Raw genomic sequence first — 20,002 nt, forward strand, 5'->3', positions numbered from 1 at the left:
GCCCGCGACGTCGATGTCGTGTGGAATGCCGTGGGGAGCGAGACTGTTCTTATCCCTGACAGAGGAGAAGCACTATGACTGACACTGGAACCATCACCCGCACCCCCGGCACTGAGACAGCCGTCCTCGCCGGCGGATGTTTCTGGGGCATGGAAGACCTCGTCCGTCGCCAGCCTGGCGTGCTCGACACCAGGGTCGGCTACACCGGCGGCGAGAACGCCAACGCGACCTACCGCAACCACCCCGGTCACGCTGAAGCGCTGGAGGTCGTGTTCGACCCCACGAAGACGACCTACCGCGACATCCTCGCGTTCTTCTTCCAGATCCACGACCCCTCGACCCTCAACCGCCAGGGCAACGACATCGGCACGAGCTACCGCTCGGCGATCTTCCCGCTGAGCCCCGAGCAGGAGCACATCGCCCGCGACACGATCGCCGACGTCGATGCGTCAGGCCTCTGGCCCGCCAAGGCGGTCACCACGATCGAGCCGGAGGGCCCGTTCTGGGAGGCCGAGCCCGAGCACCAGGACTACCTGATCACCTACCCGAACGGGTACACCTGCCACTTCCCGCGCGCGGGATGGGTGCTGCCGAAGCGCGAAGAGACCGCCAACGCCTGACCGGCCTCAGCCGACCCGCAAGGAGCGCCCCCAGGGTTGAGCCGGGTCATGGATGGCGACGGCCAGGGTGGTGTCCGACTGGCCGTAGTACGCGAACCATCGATCCTTGAACTTCACGAGCCCCTCCACGAAGGTCACGTTCGAGACGAGCCCGTTGGTGTCTTCGAAAGTCTGCGGGCGGAGCCACGGTTCCTGAAGTCGGGCGATCACCTTCGTCGGCTCATCGGGATCGATCGCGATCTGGCCGCATCGGTAGTCGACATCGACCGAGCCGTCATCGTGGACGGTGCGCGTCGCGCCGTTGGTGAGGAAGACGAGCAGGCCGTTGTCGGCCAGCACCGGCGACGTGCCGATCTCGACCAGCGCCTCGTCCCACGTGCCAGGCGTGGGGGAGTACATCGGGTCAGTGTCGGCGGTACCCGGGGTCCAGTGGATCAGGTCGTCGCTCGTGGCCCAGTAGATCGCGCCCTCGCCGAAGTACATCCACCATTTGCCCTGCATCTTCACCGGCACGATCACACCGGCCTTGGACCAGTTGAAGCCGCGCGGGTCCATCGTCTTGAACGTGTCGAAGTCCTCGAACAGCGGACCGTGCTTGGTCCAGGTGCGCAGATCGGTCGACGTCGCGAGGCACAGCTGGGCGCTGTGGCGGTCCCAGCCCGTATAGGTGAGGTAGTAGGTGCCATCGATCAGCACGATCCGCGGGTCCTCGCATCCGAATCGCTCGTAGTCCTCGGACGGGGAGAGGATCGGCGCATCCTCGCGAGTGAAGTTCACGCCGTCGCTGGATCGGGCCATGCCGATGTGCGACACGATGTCGTCGGCGTGCGCGCGGTAGAGCAGCACGACCTCATCGCCGTCGACGAGCGCCGCCGGGTTGTACAGGTTGGCGGATTCCCAGCTGTCGCCACGCGGACGCAGGATGGGGTTGCCCTCGAACGGCGTGAACGGGCCGAGGGGGAAGGAGGCTCCGGTGAACATGGATGCCCTTTCTGGCTAGCCTTTGACAGCGGCGCCGAGGTCGGTGGCTCTGAAGAAGCGCTGGAAGACGATGAACAGGATCACGACGGGGAACGCGAGCGCCGTGGCGCCGGCGAGGATCGCGCCGTTCGGGTTGGCGGTGGACTGCGCGACGTTGGAGATGTAGTTCGCCAGCGACACCGCGAGCGGTTGGAGAGAGGCATCCTTCGTGATGAGGAAGGGCCAGAGGAATTCGTTCCATGGGCCGATGAAGGTCACGAGGACAACGGTCACCAGCACGGGGCGGATGAGGGGGATCGCGACCGATGTCAGCAGACGGATCTCTCCTGCACCGTCGATCCGCGCGGCTTCGAAGATCTCCACCGGCAGCGCCTTGAAGAACTGCACGAAGATGAACACTGCTGTCGTGTTGATGAGGAACGGCAGGATCATCCCGAGGTACGAGTCGCCGAGACCGTAGCTGCGGGTGATCTGCACGTAGAGCGGGATCATCAGCAGCTGGAACGGCACCATCTGCACGAGTAGCATCAGCACCCAGATCACACCGCGGCCGCGGAAGTCGAGACGCGCGATCGCGTATCCGGCCAGCAGCCCGAACACCACGGTGCCGAGCAGCACGCCCGCCGTGAAGATCAGCGAGTTCAGCAACGATCCAGCCAGGTCGATCCGCGAGTCGATCGCGATGAAGTTGTCGACCGTCCACCCGCTGGTCGGAAAGAGCTCGTCAGGGGCGTTCGTCGGGCTCTCCTGGAATGCGCCGACGATCATGAAGTAGAACGGGAAGGCGAACCCGATCGCTGCGACCGTGAGCAGGATGATGCTCAGGATGCGAGGGATCTTGCTTCTGCGTTTCATCATCTCTCCCTCGTCGCGCGGTTGGCAGCCAGCGACAGCATCCCGACCAGGATCACGAGGATCATGCCGATCGCGGCCGCCGTGTCGGGGTTCTGCTGCTGGATGCCCAGCTGGTAGATGAGCAGTACGGGTGTGGACGATGCGCCGTCCGGGCCGCCGCCGTTGGTCAGAAGGTACGGCTCGGTGAACAGGTTGGCGCCGGTGATGATCGAGAGGATGAGCACGAGCGTGGTGGCGTTGCGGACACCCGGTACCGTCACGTGCAGGAAGCGTTTGAACGCTCCGGCGCCGTCGGTCTCGGCCGATTCGTAGAGCTCCTTGGGCACGTTCTGGAGCGCGGCGAGGTAGAGCAGGATGTAGAAGCCCAGCTGCTTCCACGTCACGTAGAGCGCGATCATCGGCATCGCCAGCCCACTGTTCACGAGCCAGGAGGGGTCGGGGGCCAGCGGACCGAGGATCGTGTTGATCAGGCCGTTGCCCGAGAACAGCAGCATCCACACTCCGACGAGCGAGACGCTCGCCGTCAGGTAGGGCACGTAGAACGCGACACGGTAGGCGGCCACCCAGCGGATGCCGGTGTTCAGTGCCGCCGCGAGCACGAGTGAGAGCACGGCCGTCAGCGGCACATTGATGACCAGGAAGATCAGGGTGTTGCGGAAGGATCCGAGCACCCGAGGATCGGTGAGCACGGTGACGAAGTTGTCGAAGCCCACGAACGGACGCTCGACCTCCACGCCAGGGGCGGTGAAGAAGTAGTCGTGGAACGCGATGTACACCGCGAACGCGAGGGGGTACGCGAAGATCGCGATCACGAACACGAAGTACGGCAGCGCGAAGAGGCCGCCGATCGGTTGCGCACCCAGCCATCGGGTGCGCAACCGCCGTTTGTCGGTCATGAGATCACTCGGCGACGAGGTCGTCGATCTTCGACGCAGCGTTCTTCAGGAAGTCGTCGATCGAGTTCTTTCCGAAGATCACGGCCGCCGAGTACTCGTCGCGGAACGCCTGCCACGCCTCCACCGAATTCGGGATGCTGGGCACATCCGCCGTCGACTCGGCTTGCTCCGCGAACGCCACGTAGTTCGGGTTCGCTTCGAAGTAGTCGGCGTAGGTGCCGGTGAGATCGGTGCGCATCGGCATCTGCCCGGTGAGTTCGAGGAGCTGCCCATCACTGTCGACGCTCGTGGAGAACTTGAGGAACTCCCACGCCGTGGCCTGGTTCTCGCAGGCGGTGAACATCGAGACGCTCTTGGAATCGGCGAACGTGACAGGGTTCTCGCGGCCGTCGCTCGTCGGCACCGGCATGAAGCCCACGTCGACGGTCTCGGCGTATGACGGGATCGCCCATGGGCCGGCGAGCTGCATCGCGGTGGTTCCCGCCGACATCGCGTCGTCGGTCGACGCTTCGTTCGGTGAGAGCTTCTCCTCGTAGAACGTCGCCCAGAAGTCGGCGACGGCCTGCCCAGCATCCGAATCGAACGTGGACGTGCCGTCTTCGACGAGCATCGTGCCGTCGGTCTCGGCGAGGTACAGCGGGTAGAAGTCGAACCACGGCTGGTAGAACTCGCTCGTCGGCGACGGCCAGATGGCGCTCTGCACACCCGAGTCGACGATCGCACGCGACTTCTCGAGGAAGGCCTCGTAGGTGTTCATCTGAGGGTCCTCAGGGTCGATTCCCGCCGCTTCGAAGAGCGCCTTGTTGTACATGACCATGACCGGGTTCGACTTCCACGGCAGCTGGTAGAAGCTGCCGTCGCTCGCGTAGGAGTCGACCTCGCCGCCCCGCTCGCTGATGTAGTCGCTGCCACCATCGATCGAGCTGAGGTCGACGAGCCCACCCTGCTTGACCCAGCCGGAGACGGCCGCCGGGGCGACGTTGTAGACGAGACAGGGTGCGGTGCCTGCGGTGATCGCCGCTGTGATGGCCTCTTCGGAGGACGATCCTGCCGGGATCTCCTGCGCAGTGACCTTCTCGTCGGGATGCTCGGCGTTCCAGGCCTCCACGACGGCGGTACCCCAGGCGACCTCCTGCTCGTTGTTCGAGAGCCAGACGTCGATGGGGCCGGTGCCCTCAGCTGTGCCATCGCCGCCCCCACCGCCGCCGCCGCCGGACGAGCATCCGGTGGCGACGAGTGCGATGGCTGCGATGAGTGCTGTTGCACGGATCTTCTTCATGGTGTCCTCCTTGACACTTCGGGTGTTGCGGATGCTGTCGACCCGGTGCTCTCACGGAAGTGCACGACGTTGCAGTCGACGATCTCGGTGCGGGGTTCCGCGCCGAGGATGTCCGCCCGGAGGAGGCGGGCTGCCGCACGACCTCGCGCGGCGGGATCGGAGGAGACGCTGGTCAGCGCCGGGGAGAGATGAGCCGACAGGTGATCATCGTCGAAGCCGGAGATCGCGAGATCGCGCGGAATCGAGAGACCCTGTGAGCGTGCGTAAGACAGTCCGGCGATCGCCATCGTGTCGTTCGAGTAGAGGATGGCGGACGGGCGCTCCGAGAGCGCCAGCAGCTCAGCGGTGAGCGTGCGGCCGCTCGCGGCGGTGAAGTCGCCTTCGCGAAGCAGCTCTTCACCGCCGACGGCTCCGACATAAGCCTCAGCCCGCGCCTTCGAGTGCACGTAGTCGAGCGGCCCGGAGACGTGAGCGATGCGCTCGTGTCCGTCGGCACGGAGTCTGGCGACGATCTCACGGACCGGGGCGGCATCGTCGGTGCGGACGCAGGAGAACCCGGTGGGCTGGTCGTAGGCACCGACCAGCACCGTCGGGAGCTTGAGGTCTCTGAGGAGCGGTACTCGCCAATCGTCCTGGCGGAGATCGAGCAGGAGTGCACCGTCAGCCCGACCATGACTGAGCGCACGATAGGCGCGCTCCTCGGCGTCGCGGTCGGGGACGACCTGCAGGAGGAGAGCGGTCTCGGTGGGCGCGAGCACGGATTCGACGCCGGCGATGAACACCGGGAAGAACGAGTCGTTGGCGATGACCTCCGGGTCGCGGGCCAGAACCACCGCGACGGCATTGGCGCGACGCGTCGCCAGGGCGCGCGCGCTCTGGCTCGGCACCCAGTTCAGACGCTCCGCCGCCGCGAGCACCTTGCTGCGGGTCTCGTCCGAGATGGGGCGGTTGCCGCTGAGGGCGTGTGAGACCGTCGCTTTCGTGACGCCGGCCTCGCGAGCGACGTCGGCGATCGTCGTGCGGGTCATGCCACCTCCTCGTAGCGGGGCCGGCACGCACGCGGGAGCGTCGTTAAACCGGTTTGATTGGAGTGTAAACCGGTTTGACGAGTTAAGTCAACGAATCGCGATGGACGCGAACGGGTTGAGCCGCGACACTTACAGGATCGAACGATGGGGAGAAGATGGCGAGAATCGCGCGCATCTGGGGCGGGCTGGTGATGGCGACCCTGCTCGTCGGCTGCGCTCCGCAGGCACCCGCTTCGCCGGGCGAAGTAGCGACACCGGCAGCGACACCCACACCGACCGCGGCGTGCCCGCAGGTCGAAGGGGTCGAGCTTCCGCCGGAATGCGCGCCGTACGATCCGGATCAGGCGATGGCGCAGAACGAACGCTACCGCGACCGGATGGAGATCTCAGCGGAAGCCGCGGCAGCGGCAGAGGCGCTCGCCGGTCCTCTTCGCCGGGTGATCGACGCCCTTCGGACGTCGAGCACCATCAGCATCGATGCCGTCGAGCAGGCGATCATGGATGCCGGGCTCGAGCGCCCCCAGATCCGCGAAGACTACGGCGACGTCCTCTTCGGCGTCGCCGGGCCGGAAGGCGGTTGCGTGTTCGGCGCCGTCACCGCAGACGCTGTATCCGTCGAAGTCGGCGGAAACATCATGGACGGCGGTTGCCTGCCGGCGCAGTGAGGGTATGAACAAGACGCGCGCGTGACGGATCGGACCCGCGCGCGCCCGCGTCAGGCCGTGAGTGTCTCGATGTCGATCACGAACCGGTAGCGCACGTCGGATGCCAGCACCCGGGCCCAGGCCTCGTTGACCTGATCGGCCGAGGTGATCTCGATCTCAGGCGCGATCGCGTGCTCCGCGCAGAAGTCGAGCATCTCCTGCGTCTCGGCGATGCCGCCGATGTTCGATCCGGCGAACGAGCGACGCCCGCCGATGAGCGTGCCGGCACTCACCGGCATGGGCTCGGCCGGTGCGCCGACGTTGACGAGCGTGCCGTCCAGCGCCAGCAGCTTCAGATACGCGTCGATGTCGATCGCAGCGGAGACCGAGTTGATGATCAGGTCGAAGTTCGAGCGCAGCGACCGGAACGTCTCGGGGTCCTCGGTGGCGAAGTAGTGGTCGGCGCCGAGCTCGAGCGCGTTGTCCTTCTTGCTCAGCGAACGCGACAGCACCGTGACCTCTGCGCCCATCGCATGCGCGATCTTCACGGCCATGTGGCCGAGTCCGCCGAGGCCGACGACGGCGACCTTCTTGCCGGGGCCGGCGTTCCAATGCCGCAGGGGCGAGTACGTGGTGATGCCGGCGCAGAGCAGCGGGGCGGCCTTCTCGTACGGGATCGCCTCCGGAACCCGCAGCACGAAGTCCTCGGTCACGACGATGCCGGTGGAATAGCCGCCCTGCGTGATCGTGCCGTCGACGTCGGTGGCGCCGTACGTGCCGATCGCACCCTTCAGGCAGTACTGCTCGCTTCCCGCCACACAGTTCTCGCACTCGCCGCAGGAATTGACGAGGCATCCGACGCCCACGCGGTCGCCGACCGTGAACTTCGTCACCTCTGAGCCGACCTCGGCCACCGTGCCGACGATCTCGTGACCGACGGCCAGCGGATAGTGCTGCGGGCCCCAGTCGCCCTGCACCGTGTGGATGTCGGAGTGGCAGATGCCTGCCCACCGGATGTCGATGCGCACATCCTTCTCGCCTACGTCGCGTCGTTCGATCGTGCCGAGGGCGAGAGGGTCGGTGGCTGAGGGCGCGACGATGGCGGGGATCACGGTGGTCATGATCTGAGCGTAGACCGGATGCCGCGGCAGAGGCGAAACAGATCTAATCGGCGGCTTCGAGGAACTGCAACGCGGCATCCTTGAATGCACGAGAGCCCGGCGCGTTGAAATGATTCCGGTCAGGAATCTCGAAGAAGCGGCCGGCGGGCGCCGCGTCCGCCAGGGCGCGTGAGCCCTCGATGATGGCATCCTTCGACCCCGTCGCGAACAGGATCGGCGCCGTCGGTGCGTTCGACGGATCGGGATCGACCGTGCGCGTGAGCCGCATGCCCTCGGCGAGTGCCAGCAGAGAACGCAGGTCGTTACCGGAGACCCGCTCGGTCAGAGCGATGTAGTTCTTCGTCGTCTGATCCTGCACCGGCTCACCGCCGTCGACGTACGCGCGCACCTGGCCGACGTCGAGACGCTCGAGCGGGATGCCGTCCGGAACGCCGCCGAGCACGGCGCGGGTGATGCGCTGCGGCAGATCGCGCACGACCTCCCACCCGACCCTGGCGCCGAGCGAGTATCCGACGTAGAACGCCTCCTCGACGAGGTAGACGTCCATGACCGTCTCGACATCCGTCACGAGGGTGCGGATGGCGTATGCCGCGGCGTCGTGCGGCTTGTCGCTGAGGCCGTGACCGCGCTGATCGAGGGCCAGCACGCGGTACCCGGCGCCTGTCAGTTCGCGCACCCATCCGGTGAGGACCCAGTTGTCACGGGCGTTGGACGCGAAGCCGTGGACGATGACGACGACCGGGGCTTCGATGTCGCCCCACGTGTAGGTCGCCAGTCGCGTGCCGTCAGCCGCGTACACGAGCTGCGCATTCGGCATCCGGGTCAGTTCAGCAAGGGGAGCAGCCACTGTTCCATCATGGCACCGGAGATCCTGCCGACGCTCAGGCGAGCTCGCCCTGGGGCTCGTCGGCATCGCTGAGCGCCTTCAGGAAGCGGATGACGACCTCGCGGTCTCCGGGGGCCATGGCCGCTGCGGCGGCGAACCGACGTGCATGCTGGCGCCCGATGGTCTCATGAGCGGACAGCCGGGTCGATTCGGTGACTTCGATGCACACCGTTCGGCGGTCGCTCGGATGCTCCGCGCGAACGAGGTGGCCTCCGGCGACGAGCCGGTCGACCAGCTTCGTCGTCGAGGCGCTGGAGATGCCCACCTCGTTGGCGATGTCCTTCGGCGTGACGACGCGTCCCTGCTGCTGGGACTGGATGATCATCCTGATCGCCCGCATGTCGCTCTCGTTGAGCTTCATGTAGCGCTTCGAGGCTTCAGAGAGAGCTCGAGCAGCCTCCTGCCAACCGCGCAATGCCTCCATGACCCTGACGCACTGGTCGATGTCGGCCTCCGACAGATCGGAGCGGTCGACGAGGTCGGACTCCCGGGAGAAATAGCGCATGCCCGGGTGTCGAGGCACGTCGTTCTCCGGATCTGGCACTGTCACAGCATACATTTCTTATGATAAGTTGAACTCTCGCTTAGCTAACGAAATGGGGGTGAGCATGGTGGAGATGGTCGTTCTCGTCGACGATGCGGGCACCCCGGTGGGTACTCAGAGCAAAGCCGCAGCGCACGGAACCTCGACACCACGGCACCTGGCCTTCTCCTGTCACGTCATCGATGACGACGGCCGCCTTCTCATGACGAGGCGTGCGCTGACGAAGCAGACCTGGCCGGGCGTGTGGACGAACGCGTTCTGCGGCCATCCGGCCCCCGGCGAGACCCTGGAGGATGCCGTCCGTCGCCGCGCCGCGTTCGAACTGGGCCTCACGGTGGACACGATCGTGTGCGTGGCGCCCGAGTTCGGTTACGTCGCCCGCGACGCCTCCGGAATCCAGGAGAACGAGCACTGCCCCGTGTTCGTGGCTCGAGCAGTCTCGGCGTTGTCGCCGAATCCGGATGAGGTCGCCCAGGTGCAGTGGACGACGGCATCCGCGCTCGCGGCCGCGACCGTGGCCACCCCATGGGCGTTCAGCCCGTGGCTCGTGGAGCATCTTCCCGAGGTCGCTCCGCATCTTCCGCGCGACATCGAGGACGGCCGACATGAGTGACGCTGCCCTCGGAGTCGACGACATCACAGCCCAGTTCGACGCAAGGCTCTCCGGGATACTCGCGCGTCGGAAAGCGCGATCGTACGAATTCTCCCCGCAGTACGCGCACCTTTGGGACTCGCTCGAGCGGATGGCGCTCGGTGGCAAGAAGGTGCGGCCGCGCCTGCTGCTGGACGCATACGCGGCGCTGGGCGGCACCGACGAGCAGTCAGCCGTCGACGCCGCCTGCGCCATGGAACTGCTGCACGTCGCTCTCGTGATCCACGACGACGTGATCGACAGGGACCTGGTCCGCCGGGGTGAGATGAACATCACAGGCACATTCGCATCCGAGGCGTTGTCTCGCGGCAAGAGCAGGCGAGAGGCGAACACCTGGGGCGAGGCGTCATCGCTTCTCGCGGGCGATCTCATGCTCACCCTCGCGCATTCGCTCCTCGCTCGGCTCGATGTGGATGAGAGTCGACGGCGGACCGCGCTCGACATCTTCGACGACACCGTGTTCGAGAGCGCGGCGGGGGAGCACTACGACGTCTGGCTCAGCCTGCGCCTCGAGTCGGCGACTGCGCAGGACGTGCTGGCGATGGTCGATCAGAAGACAGCCGCCTACTCGTTCCAGGCACCGCTCACCCTCGCCGCGGTGCTCGCGGGTGCGCCGTCGGATCTCGTGGATGAGTTGACGGTGATCGCGCGTCATATCGGCGTGATCTACCAGTTGCGAGACGATGTCCTCGGCGTGTTCGGCGACGAACGCGAAACCGGCAAGTCCGCCTCCAGTGATCTGCGCGAGGGGAAGGAGACTCTTCTGATCTCCTACGCGCGCTCTGACGCCGCCTGGTCGACGGTGGCACCGTACTTCGGCGATGACGGGATGAGCGCTTCCGAGGGAGACGGCCTCCGTCGAGTCATCGAGGAATCCGGTGCGCTCCTGTTCGTCGAGTCGCTCATCTCCGAGCGCTGCGAGCAGGTGCAGCAGCTGATCGACGAGTCCCACCTGCCCTCCGCGGTTCACGTACTGCTGAGAGACCTGGCATCGACCTGCGGTTCGCGTACCTCATGAAGATGACCGACCTCGATCTCTACACGGCGACAGCGAACGCGAGTGCGCGCGTCGTCATACGTCGCTACTCGACGTCGTTCGGCTGGGCGAGCCGCCTTCTCCCTGCGCCGACGAGGGATCACATCGCTCGCATCTACGCACTCGTCCGGATAGCCGACGAGCTGGTCGACGGTCCGGCAGAGGCGGCCGGAGTCGACAAGGAGAATCGACGTGCTCTGCTCGACGACCTCGAAGCGGAGACGGAGCGCGGGCTGAGGCTGGGGTTCAGCACGAACCTGGTGGTGCACGCCTTCGCCACGACAGCGCGTGCGCATGGAATCGGCATGGAGTTGTGCACACCGTTCTTCACCTCGATGCGCAGAGATCTCGACCAGGCCGTGTTCGATGAATCCCAGCTCGACGAGTACATCTACGGATCCGCGGAAGTGGTCGGACTCATGTGCCTGGCCGTCTTCGATGCCGACAGCAACCGCGAGAGCAGTGAGCGCGAGCGGCTTCACGATGGAGCTCGCCGCCTCGGGGCCGCGTTCCAGAAGGTCAACTTCCTGCGGGACTTCGCGGGTGATCATGACGACCTCGGGCGCACATATCTCCCCGCTGAGACTGTTTCCGCCACCGCGCAGACACTCACGGACGAGTCCAAGAACGCCACCGTCGCATCGATCAGGGAGGATCTCCGCGCGGCGGATGCATCCATCCCGCTCCTGGCCTCCTCGTGCCGGCCGGCGGTATGGGCCGCTCGGGCGATGTTCGGGGAACTCACGGACCGCATCGAATCGACGCCGGCTTCTGTGCTGATGAGTACCAGGGTGCGTGTGCCGGACACTGTCAAGACGCGGATTCTGGTGCGGGCTCTGGCGATGAAGGCGCGACAGTGACGGCTCGGCGGGTCATCGTCATCGGTGGTGGTGTGAGCGGCCTGGCCACTGCATGCCTGCTCGCGCGGGACGGTCACGAGGTGACCCTGCTCGAGAAGAACAGCGAGTTCGGCGGCCGCGCAGGGGTGTGGGAGAGGGACGGTTTCACGTTCGACACCGGGCCGTCCTGGTACCTGATGCCCGAGGTGTTCGAGCACTTCTACCGGATGCTGGGAACGACGACCGCAGAGCAGCTGGACCTCGTGCCGCTGCAGCCCGGCTATCGCATCTACGGCGAGCCGACAGCGGATGAACCCGCAGCGGGTGAACCGAACGCGGCCATCGACGTCCCGTCAGGAGAAGACGCCGTCGCCGCGTTGTTCGAGAGCCGAGAGCAAGGCGCCGGCGGGCGGATCCGCACCTATCTCGCATCGGCGACGAAGACCTATCACGCGGCGGTGCGTTCCTTCCTCTACAACCCGTTCTCGTCCTGGCGCGACTTCGCGTCGACGGACGTGCTGACTTCCGCACCCGCGGTGATCCCGCTGCTGACCCGATCGCTGTGGTCGTTCGCCGCGCGTCGGTTCCGGGATCTGCGTCTCAGGCAGATCCTCGGGTACCCCGCCGTCTTCCTCGGTACTTCGCCGTTCGTCGCACCGGCGCTGTACCACCTCATGAGCCACATGGATCTGGTCGACGGGGTGAAGTACCCGGTCGGAGGCTTCCGTTCATTCGTCGCATCGCTCATCTCCATCTCACGCGAAAGCGGAGTCGAACTGCTCGCCGACTGCGATGTGCATGCGATCTCCACCGCGAGCGGCGCGGTGCGTTCGGTCGAGTTCACTCGAAACGGCGAGGCGCAGCGACTGTATGCCGACATCGTCGTCTCGGCGATCGATGAGCACCACACCGAGACGGTGCTGCTCGAACCCGCCGATCGCTCGTACGCGGACAAGCGCTGGGACGCTCAGATCTCCGGCCCTGGCGCCGTGCTCGTCATGCTCGGCGTCCGCGGAACGCTGCCGCAGCTTCGCCACCACACGCTGTTCTTCTCGAACGACTGGCATGACAACTTCGACGCGATCTTCGCATCGCCCAGTCGCATCCCCGAGGCGCCATCCCTTTACGTGTGCAAACCGAGCGCGACGGATGACGACGTGGCTCCGGCAGGATGCGAGAACCTGTTCGTGCTCGTGCCGCTCCCTGCCGACACGAAGATCGGGCGTGGCGGCATCGATGAAGCCGGTGACGAACTCGTCAGCCTGGTCGCGGATCGGGCCATCGCTCAGATCAGCTCGTGGGCGGGAATCCCCGATCTGAACTCGCGCATCATCGTGCGCCGGACATACGGCCCCGCCGACTTCGCCGAACAGTTCAACACCTTCCGCGGCAGTGCGCTGGGGCCGGCGCACACACTCGCTCAGAGCGCGTTCTTCCGCGGGGTCACGCGATCGCGGCGGGTCGACGGGCTCTACTACACGGGCGCGACCTCGGTTCCAGGAGTCGGCCTGCCCATGTGCCTCATCAGCGCGGAACTCGTGCTCAAGCACGTCAGGGGCGACCACTCGCCCGGACCGCTGGAGGAGCCGTGAACCTGGCGTACGCGGCCGCGCTGCTGGTCAGTCTCGCGTGTCTCGTCCTGCTCGATCTGCGCTTCGCGCTGGTCTTCAGGCGGAGACCGGCGATCGCCGCAGGCGTGCTGCTCATCGGTGTCGTGTTCTTCATCGCCTGGGATGCGGTGGGGATCAGCCTCGGCGTGTTCCGCCATGTCGACTCTCGCTGGGCCACCGGCATACTGCTCTCCTCTCAGTTCCCTCTCGAGGAGATGCTCTTCCTCGTCTTCCTCAGCTACCTCACCCTGGTGCTGCTCAGTGGCTGGCGGCACTTGCGAGCGAAGCGGAGGAGCCGATGACGTATCTGCTCATGTCTGTCCCGTTCATCGTGATCGCCCTCATCGTGTTCGGCCTCGGTGCCCTGCACGCTCGTCGCCGCGATGCGGTCGGGCTCTACCTGTCCGCTTGGGCGGTGGCGACGGCATCCCTCATCGTCCTCACCGTCATCTTCGACAACGTGATGATGGCGGCGGGCTTCTTCGACTACGGCGTCGAGCACATCTCGGGCGTACGACTGGGCCTCATCCCCGTCGAGGACCTGCTGTACCCCGTAGCGGGGGCCCTGCTGCTGAGCGGCACCTGGGAGATGCTCGGTGGCGCAGGCCGACGAGGGGAGACGCGTGATGCGTGAGACCATTTCGACGAGCCGTGCACTGCTCACGGCCTCGCGCCCGTTGAGCTGGATCAACACGGCGTATCCGTTCGCCGCGGTCTACCTGCTCACGACAGGACGCGTGGATGTCGCGCTGGTGGTGGGGACGCTGTTCTTCCTCGTGCCGTACAACCTGGCCATGTACGGCATCAACGACGTCTTCGACTACGAGTCCGACCTCGCAAATCCGCGAAAGGGCGGAGCAGAGGGGGCCAAGCTGCCGCCGCGCCTGCACCGCATCACCCTCCTCGCCTCCGGACTCCTGGCCGCGCCCTTCGTGGTCGCCCTGCTCATCCTCGGTGCGCACCGGCCGATGTCGTGGGTCGTACTCGCGGTGAGCCTGTTCGCCGTCGTCGCGTACTCCGTGCGGGGCCTGCGTTTCAAGGAGATCCCGGTACTCGACTCGATCACCTCGAGCACGCATTTCGTCACGCCGGCGCTCTACGCGATGGCGCTCGCAGGCACGACGATCACTCCGCCGATCGCCGTGACCATGGTCGCGTTCTTCTGCTGGGGCATGGCGAGCCACGCTTTCGGCGCGGTGCAGGACATCGTTCCGGATCGCGAAGCCGGCATCGGGTCGATCGCGACCGCGCTCGGCGCATCGAAGACCGTCTGGTTCTCGGTCCTGCTGTGGGCGGTCGCCGGAATCCTCATGCTCTTCACCCCGTGGCCGGCGAGCCTGGCGGCGTTGGCTGCGCTGCCGTATCTGATCAGCGCGGTGCCGTACCTCGGGGTGGATGACGCGCACTCGGGTGACGCCAACCGGGCCTGGCGGCGCTTTCTGATCATCAACTACGCCGTGGGGTTCGCGATCACGCTGCTGCTCATTCTCTGCGCGACGAGAGGACTGTTCGCATGACTCGCGTGCTCGTCACCGGTGCGACCGGTTACATCGGCGGTCGCCTCGTTCCCCAGCTTCTGGCGGCCGGTCACGAGGTGAGCGTGTACGTGCGATCGCCGTGGAAGCTGCGCGATGTGCCGTGGCGGCAGCAGGTCACGGTGTTCAAGGGCGACTTCGCGGATGCGATCGCCACGCGCCGTGCGCTGAACGCGGTCGATGTGGCCTTCTACCTCGTGCACTCGATGAGCGCCGGAGGCGACTTCGTGGATGCCGAGAAGCGCGACGCCCAGCAGTTCGCCGAGGTCGCGGTCGCGGCGAAGGTGGGCAGGATCGTGTATCTCGGGGGTCTGCACCCCGACGGCGCCGATCTGTCGAAGCATCTCGCATCGAGGGCGGCGGTCGGCCAGACGTTCCTGCACGGCGAAGTGCCCGCAATCGTGTTCCAGGCCGGCATCGTGATCGGTTCGGGTTCTGCGTCCTTCGAGATGATCCGCCACCTCACCGAAGTGCTGCCGTACATGCCGGCGCCGCGCTGGGTGCGCAACCACGTGCAGCCGATCGCGATCCGTGACGTGCTGCGCTATCTGGTTCGTGCCGTCGACCTTCCGGACGGACTCAATCGCACGTTCGACATCGGAGGCCCTGATGTCCTCCGCTACGGGCAGATGATGAACGGGTACGCCGTCGAAGCGGGTCTCCCTCAGCGCGGCATCGCTGCCCTCCCCGTGCTCACGCCGTGGCTCGCCTCTCAATGGGTGAGCCTGGTGAGCCCTGTCCCGCGCCAGATCGCGGTCCCCATCATCGCGTCGCTGCAGAACGACTGCGTCATGAGGGAGCACGACATCGACGAGTACATCGAACCTCCTGACGGCGGCTTGCTCCCGTATCGGACGGCCGTGAGGCTCGCCCTCAAGCGTGAGGAAGAGGGCGAGATCGAGACGAGTTGGCAGAGCGCCACAGTGCCGGGCGCACCGAGCGATCCGCTGCCGAGCGACCCGGACTGGGCAGGTCACACGGTCTTCACCGACCTGCGAGAACGCCGAACCGTCGCCTCGACGACCGCGGTCTGGGACGTCATCGAGTCGATCGGCGGTGAGAAGGGCTGGTACTCCTTCCCGCTGGCGTGGGCCGCGCGAGGCTGGATCGATCGGCTCGTCGGGGGCGTCGGCATGCGCCGCGGCCGTCGGCATCCCACTCGGGTGCACACCGGTGACGTCATCGACGTGTGGCGCGTGGAGGCGGTCGATCGCGGACGCACGCTTCGCCTGCGGGCGGAGATGAGGATGCCTGGGCGAGGCTGGCTCGAACTCGGCGTCCAACCGGCGGGCGGCGGGAGCCTCTACCGCCAGCGTGCGGTCTACTTCCCGAAGGGCCTGACGGGACGGCTGTACTGGGCGATGCTTCTGCCTTTTCACGGCGTGATATTCAACGGGATGGCTGCGAGCATCCTGCGTGAAGCCGAGCGCACCCCCGTGGAGCCACGATGAGGCTCTGGTCGGTGCATCCGATGTACTTCGATCGCCAGGCGCTCACCGCGTGCTGGCGCGAGGGACTGCTCGCGCAGGCCGTGATCGCGGAACCCGGGCGAGGGTACTCTCGTCATCCGCAGCTGCGCCGGTTCCAGGAGACCGACGATCCGCGCGCGGCGATCGGCGACTACCTGAGTGCGGTCGTCGACGAAGCGGACGCGCGGGGGTACCGCTTCAACAGGGACAAGATACGGACCACGGGATATCAGCGGAAGCTGCTCGTCAACAGCGGTCAGCTGGGCTACGAGTGGGGGCACCTGCTGGCCAAGCTCGAGCGACGCAGCCCCGTCGCCTGGCAGCGCTGGCGCGACCTGCGGGTGCCAGATCCGCATCCGAGTTTCACGGTCATCACCGGCCCGATAGCCGAGTGGGAGAAGATCGTGACGGATGACGTCGCGCACGGCAGTCGCAGAATCACCGGTCAACAGGAGGCATGAACATGAGCAGAGAACCAGAGCACCACGACCCCTCCGCCGGGGAGGGCGCGCTCGCAGCCTCCGGTCGTCGCGAGGTCAAACCCCCGAAGGCGTCGGGCGTCCATCTCGAGGACGGCGCGAAGGTGCCATCGGCCACGCCGGCGGCGCAGTCAGGGCCGGAGCATGTCGTCGAACCGGTCGCCTATGACGCCATCCTGCTGTCGGGCTTCGGTGGCCCGGAAGGACAGGACGATGTGCTGCCCTTCCTCCGCAACGTGACGAGAGGCAGGGGCATCCCCGATGAGCGCCTGGAGGAGGTCGCTCACCACTACCGTCGGTTCGGCGGAGTGAGTCCGATCAACGACCAGAACCGCAATCTCCGCCAGGCGCTGAAGTCGGCGCTCGCCGAAGCGGGTCTGGACCTGCCTGTGTACTGGGGCAACCGCAACTGGGCTCCCTATCTCGACGAGGCGCTCGCGAGCGCAGCCGAGGACGGCGTCCGCCGGATGCTCGCGATCCCGACCAGCGCGTACTCCTCGTACTCTTCGTGCCGGCAGTACCGGGAGGACTGGGCGGACGCACTGGAGGCGAGCGCGACGCAGGAGATCATCCAGATCGACAAGGTTCGGCAGTTCTTCTCTCATCCCGGCTTCATCCAGCCCTTCATCGACGGCGTGCGGGAGGCGATCGCAGAAGCGACACAGGCAGGCCACGACCCGTCGAGCATCGAGGTTCTGTTCTCGACGCACAGCATCCCGACTCAGGACGCGGAGCTGTCAGGGGCGGGCCTGTTCGCCGACGTCGAAGGTGGAGGCTATGCGGCACAGCACCTCGCTGTCGCAGAGGAGGTCATGGCCGCAGCGGCGCCCGGGATCTCATGGCAGCTCGTCTACCAGTCGCGGTCCGGCCCCGCATCCCAGCCCTGGCTCGAGCCGGACATCAATGACGCACTCGAGGGGCTCGAGGACCGCAGCGCCGTGCTGATCGTCCCGCTGGGGTTCGTGAGCGACCACATGGAGGTCATCTGGGATCTCGACACCGAAGCGGCCGAGACGGCGGAGCGTCTCGGCCTGTGGAGTCGTCGAACGCCCACACCGGGCACGCACCCGGCGTTCGTCGGCGCGCTCGTGGATCTGGTGCGCGAGCGCATCGCAGGACGTCCGGTCGGGGAGCGTGCGAACGCCACATCACTGGGGCCGTGGTTCGACGTGTGCCGCCCTGGATGCTGCGCGAATCGGCGCCTCGGGTTCGCGCCGGCGATAGCGGGGCTGCAGCCGTAGGGCCGGGCGAGGGGCAGGCGGGGAGGACTGATGATCCGATTGCGTAACATCATCCTCCCGATGGATGCGGATGCCGCGATTGCTACGTATCTTTGGGTTATACGGAGGCTGAACCGGGGGGTTTGGACGATATGTCGTCAATGAGTGCGTTACGTGAACTGGCAGCGTTCTTCCTGCCGTTGGGTCTCGTCGGGGCGAGCATCGCCGTGATCTGCGCGATCGTGGCCGGGGTCGCCCTCGCGCGCGGAGCAGCGGGTCTGTGCGGCGGAGCCACCGCGGTGTGGATCGTCGGCGCGCTGTTGAGCGTCGCCGCAGGATTCTCGGGCCAGTGGATCCCGATCGCCGCCGCTGGCGCGGCGTTGCTCGTGGCGCTCGTGCTCGGAGCGCTCGTCCGGCTGGCGTCGAACAGGCGGCCGGTCCGCCCCGAACGCACAGAGACGGCTCCGGTCGCGACCGTTCGTCCGCGACGTTCCGAGGGACTCGGCGGCGCGAGCCTCGGTACGGTGGTCGTTCAGAGGTAGCAGCGCTGGATCAGCGGTAGTCGCGGTCCAGGTGCTGCCCCGTGGTGTCTCCGCCCGCGACGCGTCCCGCTTCGCGCGCCCGCAACTCGACTCGGCGGATCTTGCCGGAGATGGTCTTGGGCAGCTCGGGTACGAACTCGATGATCCGCACCCACAGGTGCGCCGACAGCCGCTCCCTCGCGAAGTCGTAGATCGCCTTCGCCGCGTCGGCCTCGGTCGGAGCATCCGCCCGCAGGCACACATACGCCTTCGGCACCGCCAGACGGGTGGGGTCGGGGCTCGGAATCACCGCGGCTTCGACGACAAGGTCGTGCTCGAGCAGAACGGATTCGAGTTCGAAGGGCGAGATCTTGTAGTCCGACGCCTTGAACACGTCATCCGCTCGGCCGACGTACGTGAGGTAACCGTCCTCGTCGCGAGAGGCGATGTCACCGGTGTGATGGAAGCCGCCGGCGCGTGATTCGGCGGTCTTCTCCGGGTCCTCGTAGTACCCGGCCATCAGGCCGAGCGGCGATTGTGCGAGGTCAAGCGCGATCTCTCCTTCGCCATCGGTGACCTCGCCGGTGACCGGATCCAGCAGTACGACGGGGTAGCCGGGCAGGGGTCGGCCCATCGAACCGTCCTTGACGATCTGCCCGGGGGAGTTGCCGACGCACGCCGTCATCTCGGTCTGGCCGAAACCATCGCGGATCGTTCCGCCCCATGCGTCGCGCACCCGGCTGATCACCTCGGGGTTGAGGGGCTCGCCTGCGCCGACGAGTTCACGTGGCGGGTGCGCGAGACGTGACAGGTCGGCCTGGATCAGCATCCGCCACACAGTCGGCGGTGCGCAGAAGGTCGAGACGTGATGCGTGTCCATGACCTGCATCAGAGTGGTCGCGTCGAAACGGTCGTAGTTGTAGACGAACACGGTCGCCTCGGCGAGGAACGGCGAGTAGAAGCTCGACCAGGCGTGCTTCGCCCAACCGGGCGAGGAGATGTTCAGGTGCACGTCCCCGGGCTGCACGCCCAGCCACCACATGGTCGACAGGTGCCCGACCGGATATGACACGTGCGTGTGCTGCACGAGCTTCGGCCTGTTCGTGGTGCCAGAGGTGAAGTACAGCAGGCTCGTGTCGCCGGCCGGCGTCGGGCCGTCGGGTTCGAACTCCGTCGATGCGCTCGCCGAAGCCGTGAAGTCGTGCCATCCGGCTGGGATGTCTCCGATCCCGATCCGCTTCACCGAGTCGTCGATCGCGGTGAGGCGATCGTGCAGAGCGCCGAGCGTGACCACTGCGCCGGCATGGCTGTGCTCGACGCGGTACGCGAGGTCGGATGCCGATAGCAGGGTCGATGTGGGAACGGCCACCGCACCGATCTTCGTGATGGCGAGCATGACCTCCCAGAGCTCGATCGTGTTGTTCAGCATCACGATCAGATGGTCGCCTCGGCCGATCCCGAGGCTGCGCAGCCAGTTCGCCACCTGGTCGGAACGGGCGGAGAGCGTGGCGTAGCTCCAACTCGCGACGCTCAGATCCGAGGAGACGATCTGCACGGCAGGGCGATCCGGGTTCTCGCCCGCGACGACGTCGAACCACTCCAGGGCGAAGTTGAACTCGTCGAGTCGGGGCCAGCGGAATCCCGCGATGGCACCGTCATAGTCGGTGGCGTGGATGAAGAGGTGCTCTCGCATCTCCCGGATCGCGACGGTGGCGGCGGTGGCGGTGCGGCTCATCCATCCATCCTGCACCGTCGGACACGGATCCGGTGGGAGGTCTTCCCTTGCC

At 66.4% G+C, this 20,002-nt stretch carries 22 protein-coding genes; 13 read left to right on the plus strand and 9 right to left on the minus strand.

What is annotated here, in order from left to right; genetic code table 11:
* Positions 1-74 precede the first annotated feature (74 nt).
* On the plus strand, positions 75-620 hold the full coding sequence (msrA, locus tag ACP7AR_RS13975) for a peptide-methionine (S)-S-oxide reductase MsrA (protein WP_426186952.1): 546 nt from the start codon (positions 75-77) through the stop codon (positions 618-620).
* Positions 621-626: 6 nt separating this feature from the next.
* Here msrA and ACP7AR_RS13980 read toward each other — a convergent pair whose 3' ends face one another.
* From ACP7AR_RS13980 to ACP7AR_RS14000, 5 genes are read right to left on the minus strand one after another with little or no spacing between them, the layout of a single operon-like run.
* Positions 627-1,601: a glycoside hydrolase family 130 protein gene (locus ACP7AR_RS13980; RefSeq protein ID WP_426186955.1), complete on the minus strand. Its 975-nt coding sequence runs from the start codon at positions 1,599-1,601 to the stop codon at positions 627-629.
* A gap of 15 nt (positions 1,602-1,616) precedes the next feature.
* Entirely contained in the window at positions 1,617-2,459 is an 843-nt protein-coding gene (locus ACP7AR_RS13985) for a carbohydrate ABC transporter permease (RefSeq protein ID WP_426186958.1), read from the minus strand.
* Positions 2,456-3,352 carry a carbohydrate ABC transporter permease gene (locus tag ACP7AR_RS13990; RefSeq protein WP_426186961.1) on the minus strand — a complete coding sequence of 299 codons (897 nt, stop codon included), beginning with the start codon at positions 3,350-3,352 and terminating at the stop codon, positions 2,456-2,458. The genes ACP7AR_RS13985 and ACP7AR_RS13990 overlap by 4 nt, the downstream gene beginning before the upstream one ends.
* 4 nt (positions 3,353-3,356) lie before the next feature.
* A complete protein-coding gene (locus tag ACP7AR_RS13995) occupies positions 3,357-4,631 on the minus strand; it encodes an extracellular solute-binding protein (RefSeq protein ID WP_426186964.1) in 1,275 nt (424 codons plus the stop codon).
* Positions 4,628-5,659 carry a LacI family DNA-binding transcriptional regulator gene (locus ACP7AR_RS14000; protein WP_426186967.1) on the minus strand — a complete coding sequence of 344 codons (1,032 nt, stop codon included), beginning with the start codon at positions 5,657-5,659 and terminating at the stop codon, positions 4,628-4,630. The genes ACP7AR_RS13995 and ACP7AR_RS14000 overlap by 4 nt, the downstream gene beginning before the upstream one ends.
* Before the next feature lie 155 nt (positions 5,660-5,814).
* Here ACP7AR_RS14000 and ACP7AR_RS14005 point away from each other — a divergent pair, with 155 nt between their 5' ends.
* On the plus strand, positions 5,815-6,324 hold the full coding sequence (locus ACP7AR_RS14005; RefSeq protein ID WP_426186970.1) for a hypothetical protein: 510 nt from the start codon (positions 5,815-5,817) through the stop codon (positions 6,322-6,324).
* Between the two features lie 50 nt (positions 6,325-6,374).
* On the opposite strand, the gene ACP7AR_RS14010 is transcribed toward ACP7AR_RS14005, so the two are convergent.
* From ACP7AR_RS14010 to ACP7AR_RS14020, 3 genes are read right to left on the minus strand one after another with little or no spacing between them, the layout of a single operon-like run.
* Entirely contained in the window at positions 6,375-7,424 is a 1,050-nt protein-coding gene (locus ACP7AR_RS14010; protein ID WP_426186973.1) for an NAD(P)-dependent alcohol dehydrogenase, read from the minus strand.
* 43 nt (positions 7,425-7,467) lie between these two features.
* Positions 7,468-8,271 carry an alpha/beta fold hydrolase gene (locus tag ACP7AR_RS14015; RefSeq protein WP_426186976.1) on the minus strand — a complete coding sequence of 268 codons (804 nt, stop codon included), beginning with the start codon at positions 8,269-8,271 and terminating at the stop codon, positions 7,468-7,470.
* Between the two features lie 34 nt (positions 8,272-8,305).
* On the minus strand, positions 8,306-8,854 hold the full coding sequence (locus ACP7AR_RS14020; RefSeq protein ID WP_426186979.1) for a MarR family winged helix-turn-helix transcriptional regulator: 549 nt from the start codon (positions 8,852-8,854) through the stop codon (positions 8,306-8,308).
* Between the two features lie 64 nt (positions 8,855-8,918).
* On the opposite strand from ACP7AR_RS14020, the gene idi reads away from it, so the two are divergent.
* The 11 genes from idi (at position 8,919) to ACP7AR_RS14075 (ending at position 18,236) form a co-directional block, all read left to right on the plus strand.
* Positions 8,919-9,467, plus strand: a complete 549-nt coding sequence (idi, locus tag ACP7AR_RS14025) for an isopentenyl-diphosphate Delta-isomerase (RefSeq protein ID WP_426187763.1) — start codon at positions 8,919-8,921, stop codon at positions 9,465-9,467.
* The gene (locus tag ACP7AR_RS14030) at positions 9,460-10,524 is read left to right on the plus strand and encodes a polyprenyl synthetase family protein (RefSeq protein ID WP_426186982.1); all 1,065 of its coding nucleotides are present in this window, start codon (positions 9,460-9,462) and stop codon (positions 10,522-10,524) included. The genes idi and ACP7AR_RS14030 overlap by 8 nt, the downstream gene beginning before the upstream one ends.
* Positions 10,521-11,402 (plus strand): phytoene/squalene synthase family protein, encoded by an 882-nt coding sequence (locus ACP7AR_RS14035; RefSeq protein ID WP_426186986.1) that lies wholly within the window; start codon positions 10,521-10,523, stop codon positions 11,400-11,402. Before ACP7AR_RS14030 ends, ACP7AR_RS14035 begins: the two co-directional genes overlap by 4 nt.
* Positions 11,399-12,973, plus strand: a complete 1,575-nt coding sequence (crtI, locus tag ACP7AR_RS14040) for a phytoene desaturase family protein (RefSeq protein WP_426186989.1) — start codon at positions 11,399-11,401, stop codon at positions 12,971-12,973. Before ACP7AR_RS14035 ends, crtI begins: the two co-directional genes overlap by 4 nt.
* Positions 12,970-13,293, plus strand: coding sequence for a lycopene cyclase domain-containing protein (locus ACP7AR_RS14045; RefSeq protein ID WP_426186992.1), 324 nt, complete (start codon positions 12,970-12,972; stop codon positions 13,291-13,293). The genes crtI and ACP7AR_RS14045 overlap by 4 nt, the downstream gene beginning before the upstream one ends.
* Positions 13,290-13,625: a lycopene cyclase domain-containing protein gene (locus ACP7AR_RS14050; protein WP_426186995.1), complete on the plus strand. Its 336-nt coding sequence runs from the start codon at positions 13,290-13,292 to the stop codon at positions 13,623-13,625. Before ACP7AR_RS14045 ends, ACP7AR_RS14050 begins: the two co-directional genes overlap by 4 nt.
* Entirely contained in the window at positions 13,618-14,508 is an 891-nt protein-coding gene (locus ACP7AR_RS14055) for a prenyltransferase (protein ID WP_426186998.1), read from the plus strand. Before ACP7AR_RS14050 ends, ACP7AR_RS14055 begins: the two co-directional genes overlap by 8 nt.
* On the plus strand, positions 14,505-15,977 hold the full coding sequence (locus ACP7AR_RS14060) for an SDR family oxidoreductase (RefSeq protein ID WP_426187001.1): 1,473 nt from the start codon (positions 14,505-14,507) through the stop codon (positions 15,975-15,977). The genes ACP7AR_RS14055 and ACP7AR_RS14060 overlap by 4 nt, the downstream gene beginning before the upstream one ends.
* Complete coding sequence (locus ACP7AR_RS14065; protein WP_426187004.1) at positions 15,974-16,456, plus strand: pyrimidine dimer DNA glycosylase/endonuclease V; 483 nt, start codon at positions 15,974-15,976, stop codon at positions 16,454-16,456. The genes ACP7AR_RS14060 and ACP7AR_RS14065 overlap by 4 nt, the downstream gene beginning before the upstream one ends.
* 2 nt (positions 16,457-16,458) lie before the next feature.
* Positions 16,459-17,715: a ferrochelatase gene (locus ACP7AR_RS14070; protein WP_426187007.1), complete on the plus strand. Its 1,257-nt coding sequence runs from the start codon at positions 16,459-16,461 to the stop codon at positions 17,713-17,715.
* A 140-nt stretch (positions 17,716-17,855) separates the two neighbouring features.
* The gene (locus tag ACP7AR_RS14075) at positions 17,856-18,236 is read left to right on the plus strand and encodes a hypothetical protein (protein ID WP_426187010.1); all 381 of its coding nucleotides are present in this window, start codon (positions 17,856-17,858) and stop codon (positions 18,234-18,236) included.
* Between the two features lie 10 nt (positions 18,237-18,246).
* Here ACP7AR_RS14075 and ACP7AR_RS14080 read toward each other — a convergent pair whose 3' ends face one another.
* On the minus strand, positions 18,247-19,950 hold the full coding sequence (locus tag ACP7AR_RS14080; RefSeq protein ID WP_426187013.1) for an AMP-binding protein: 1,704 nt from the start codon (positions 19,948-19,950) through the stop codon (positions 18,247-18,249).
* Positions 19,951-20,002 lie beyond the last annotated feature (52 nt).

The organism is Microbacterium sp. TWP3-1-2b2 (assembly GCF_049896145.1).
Classification (GTDB): domain Bacteria; phylum Actinomycetota; class Actinomycetes; order Actinomycetales; family Microbacteriaceae; genus Microbacterium.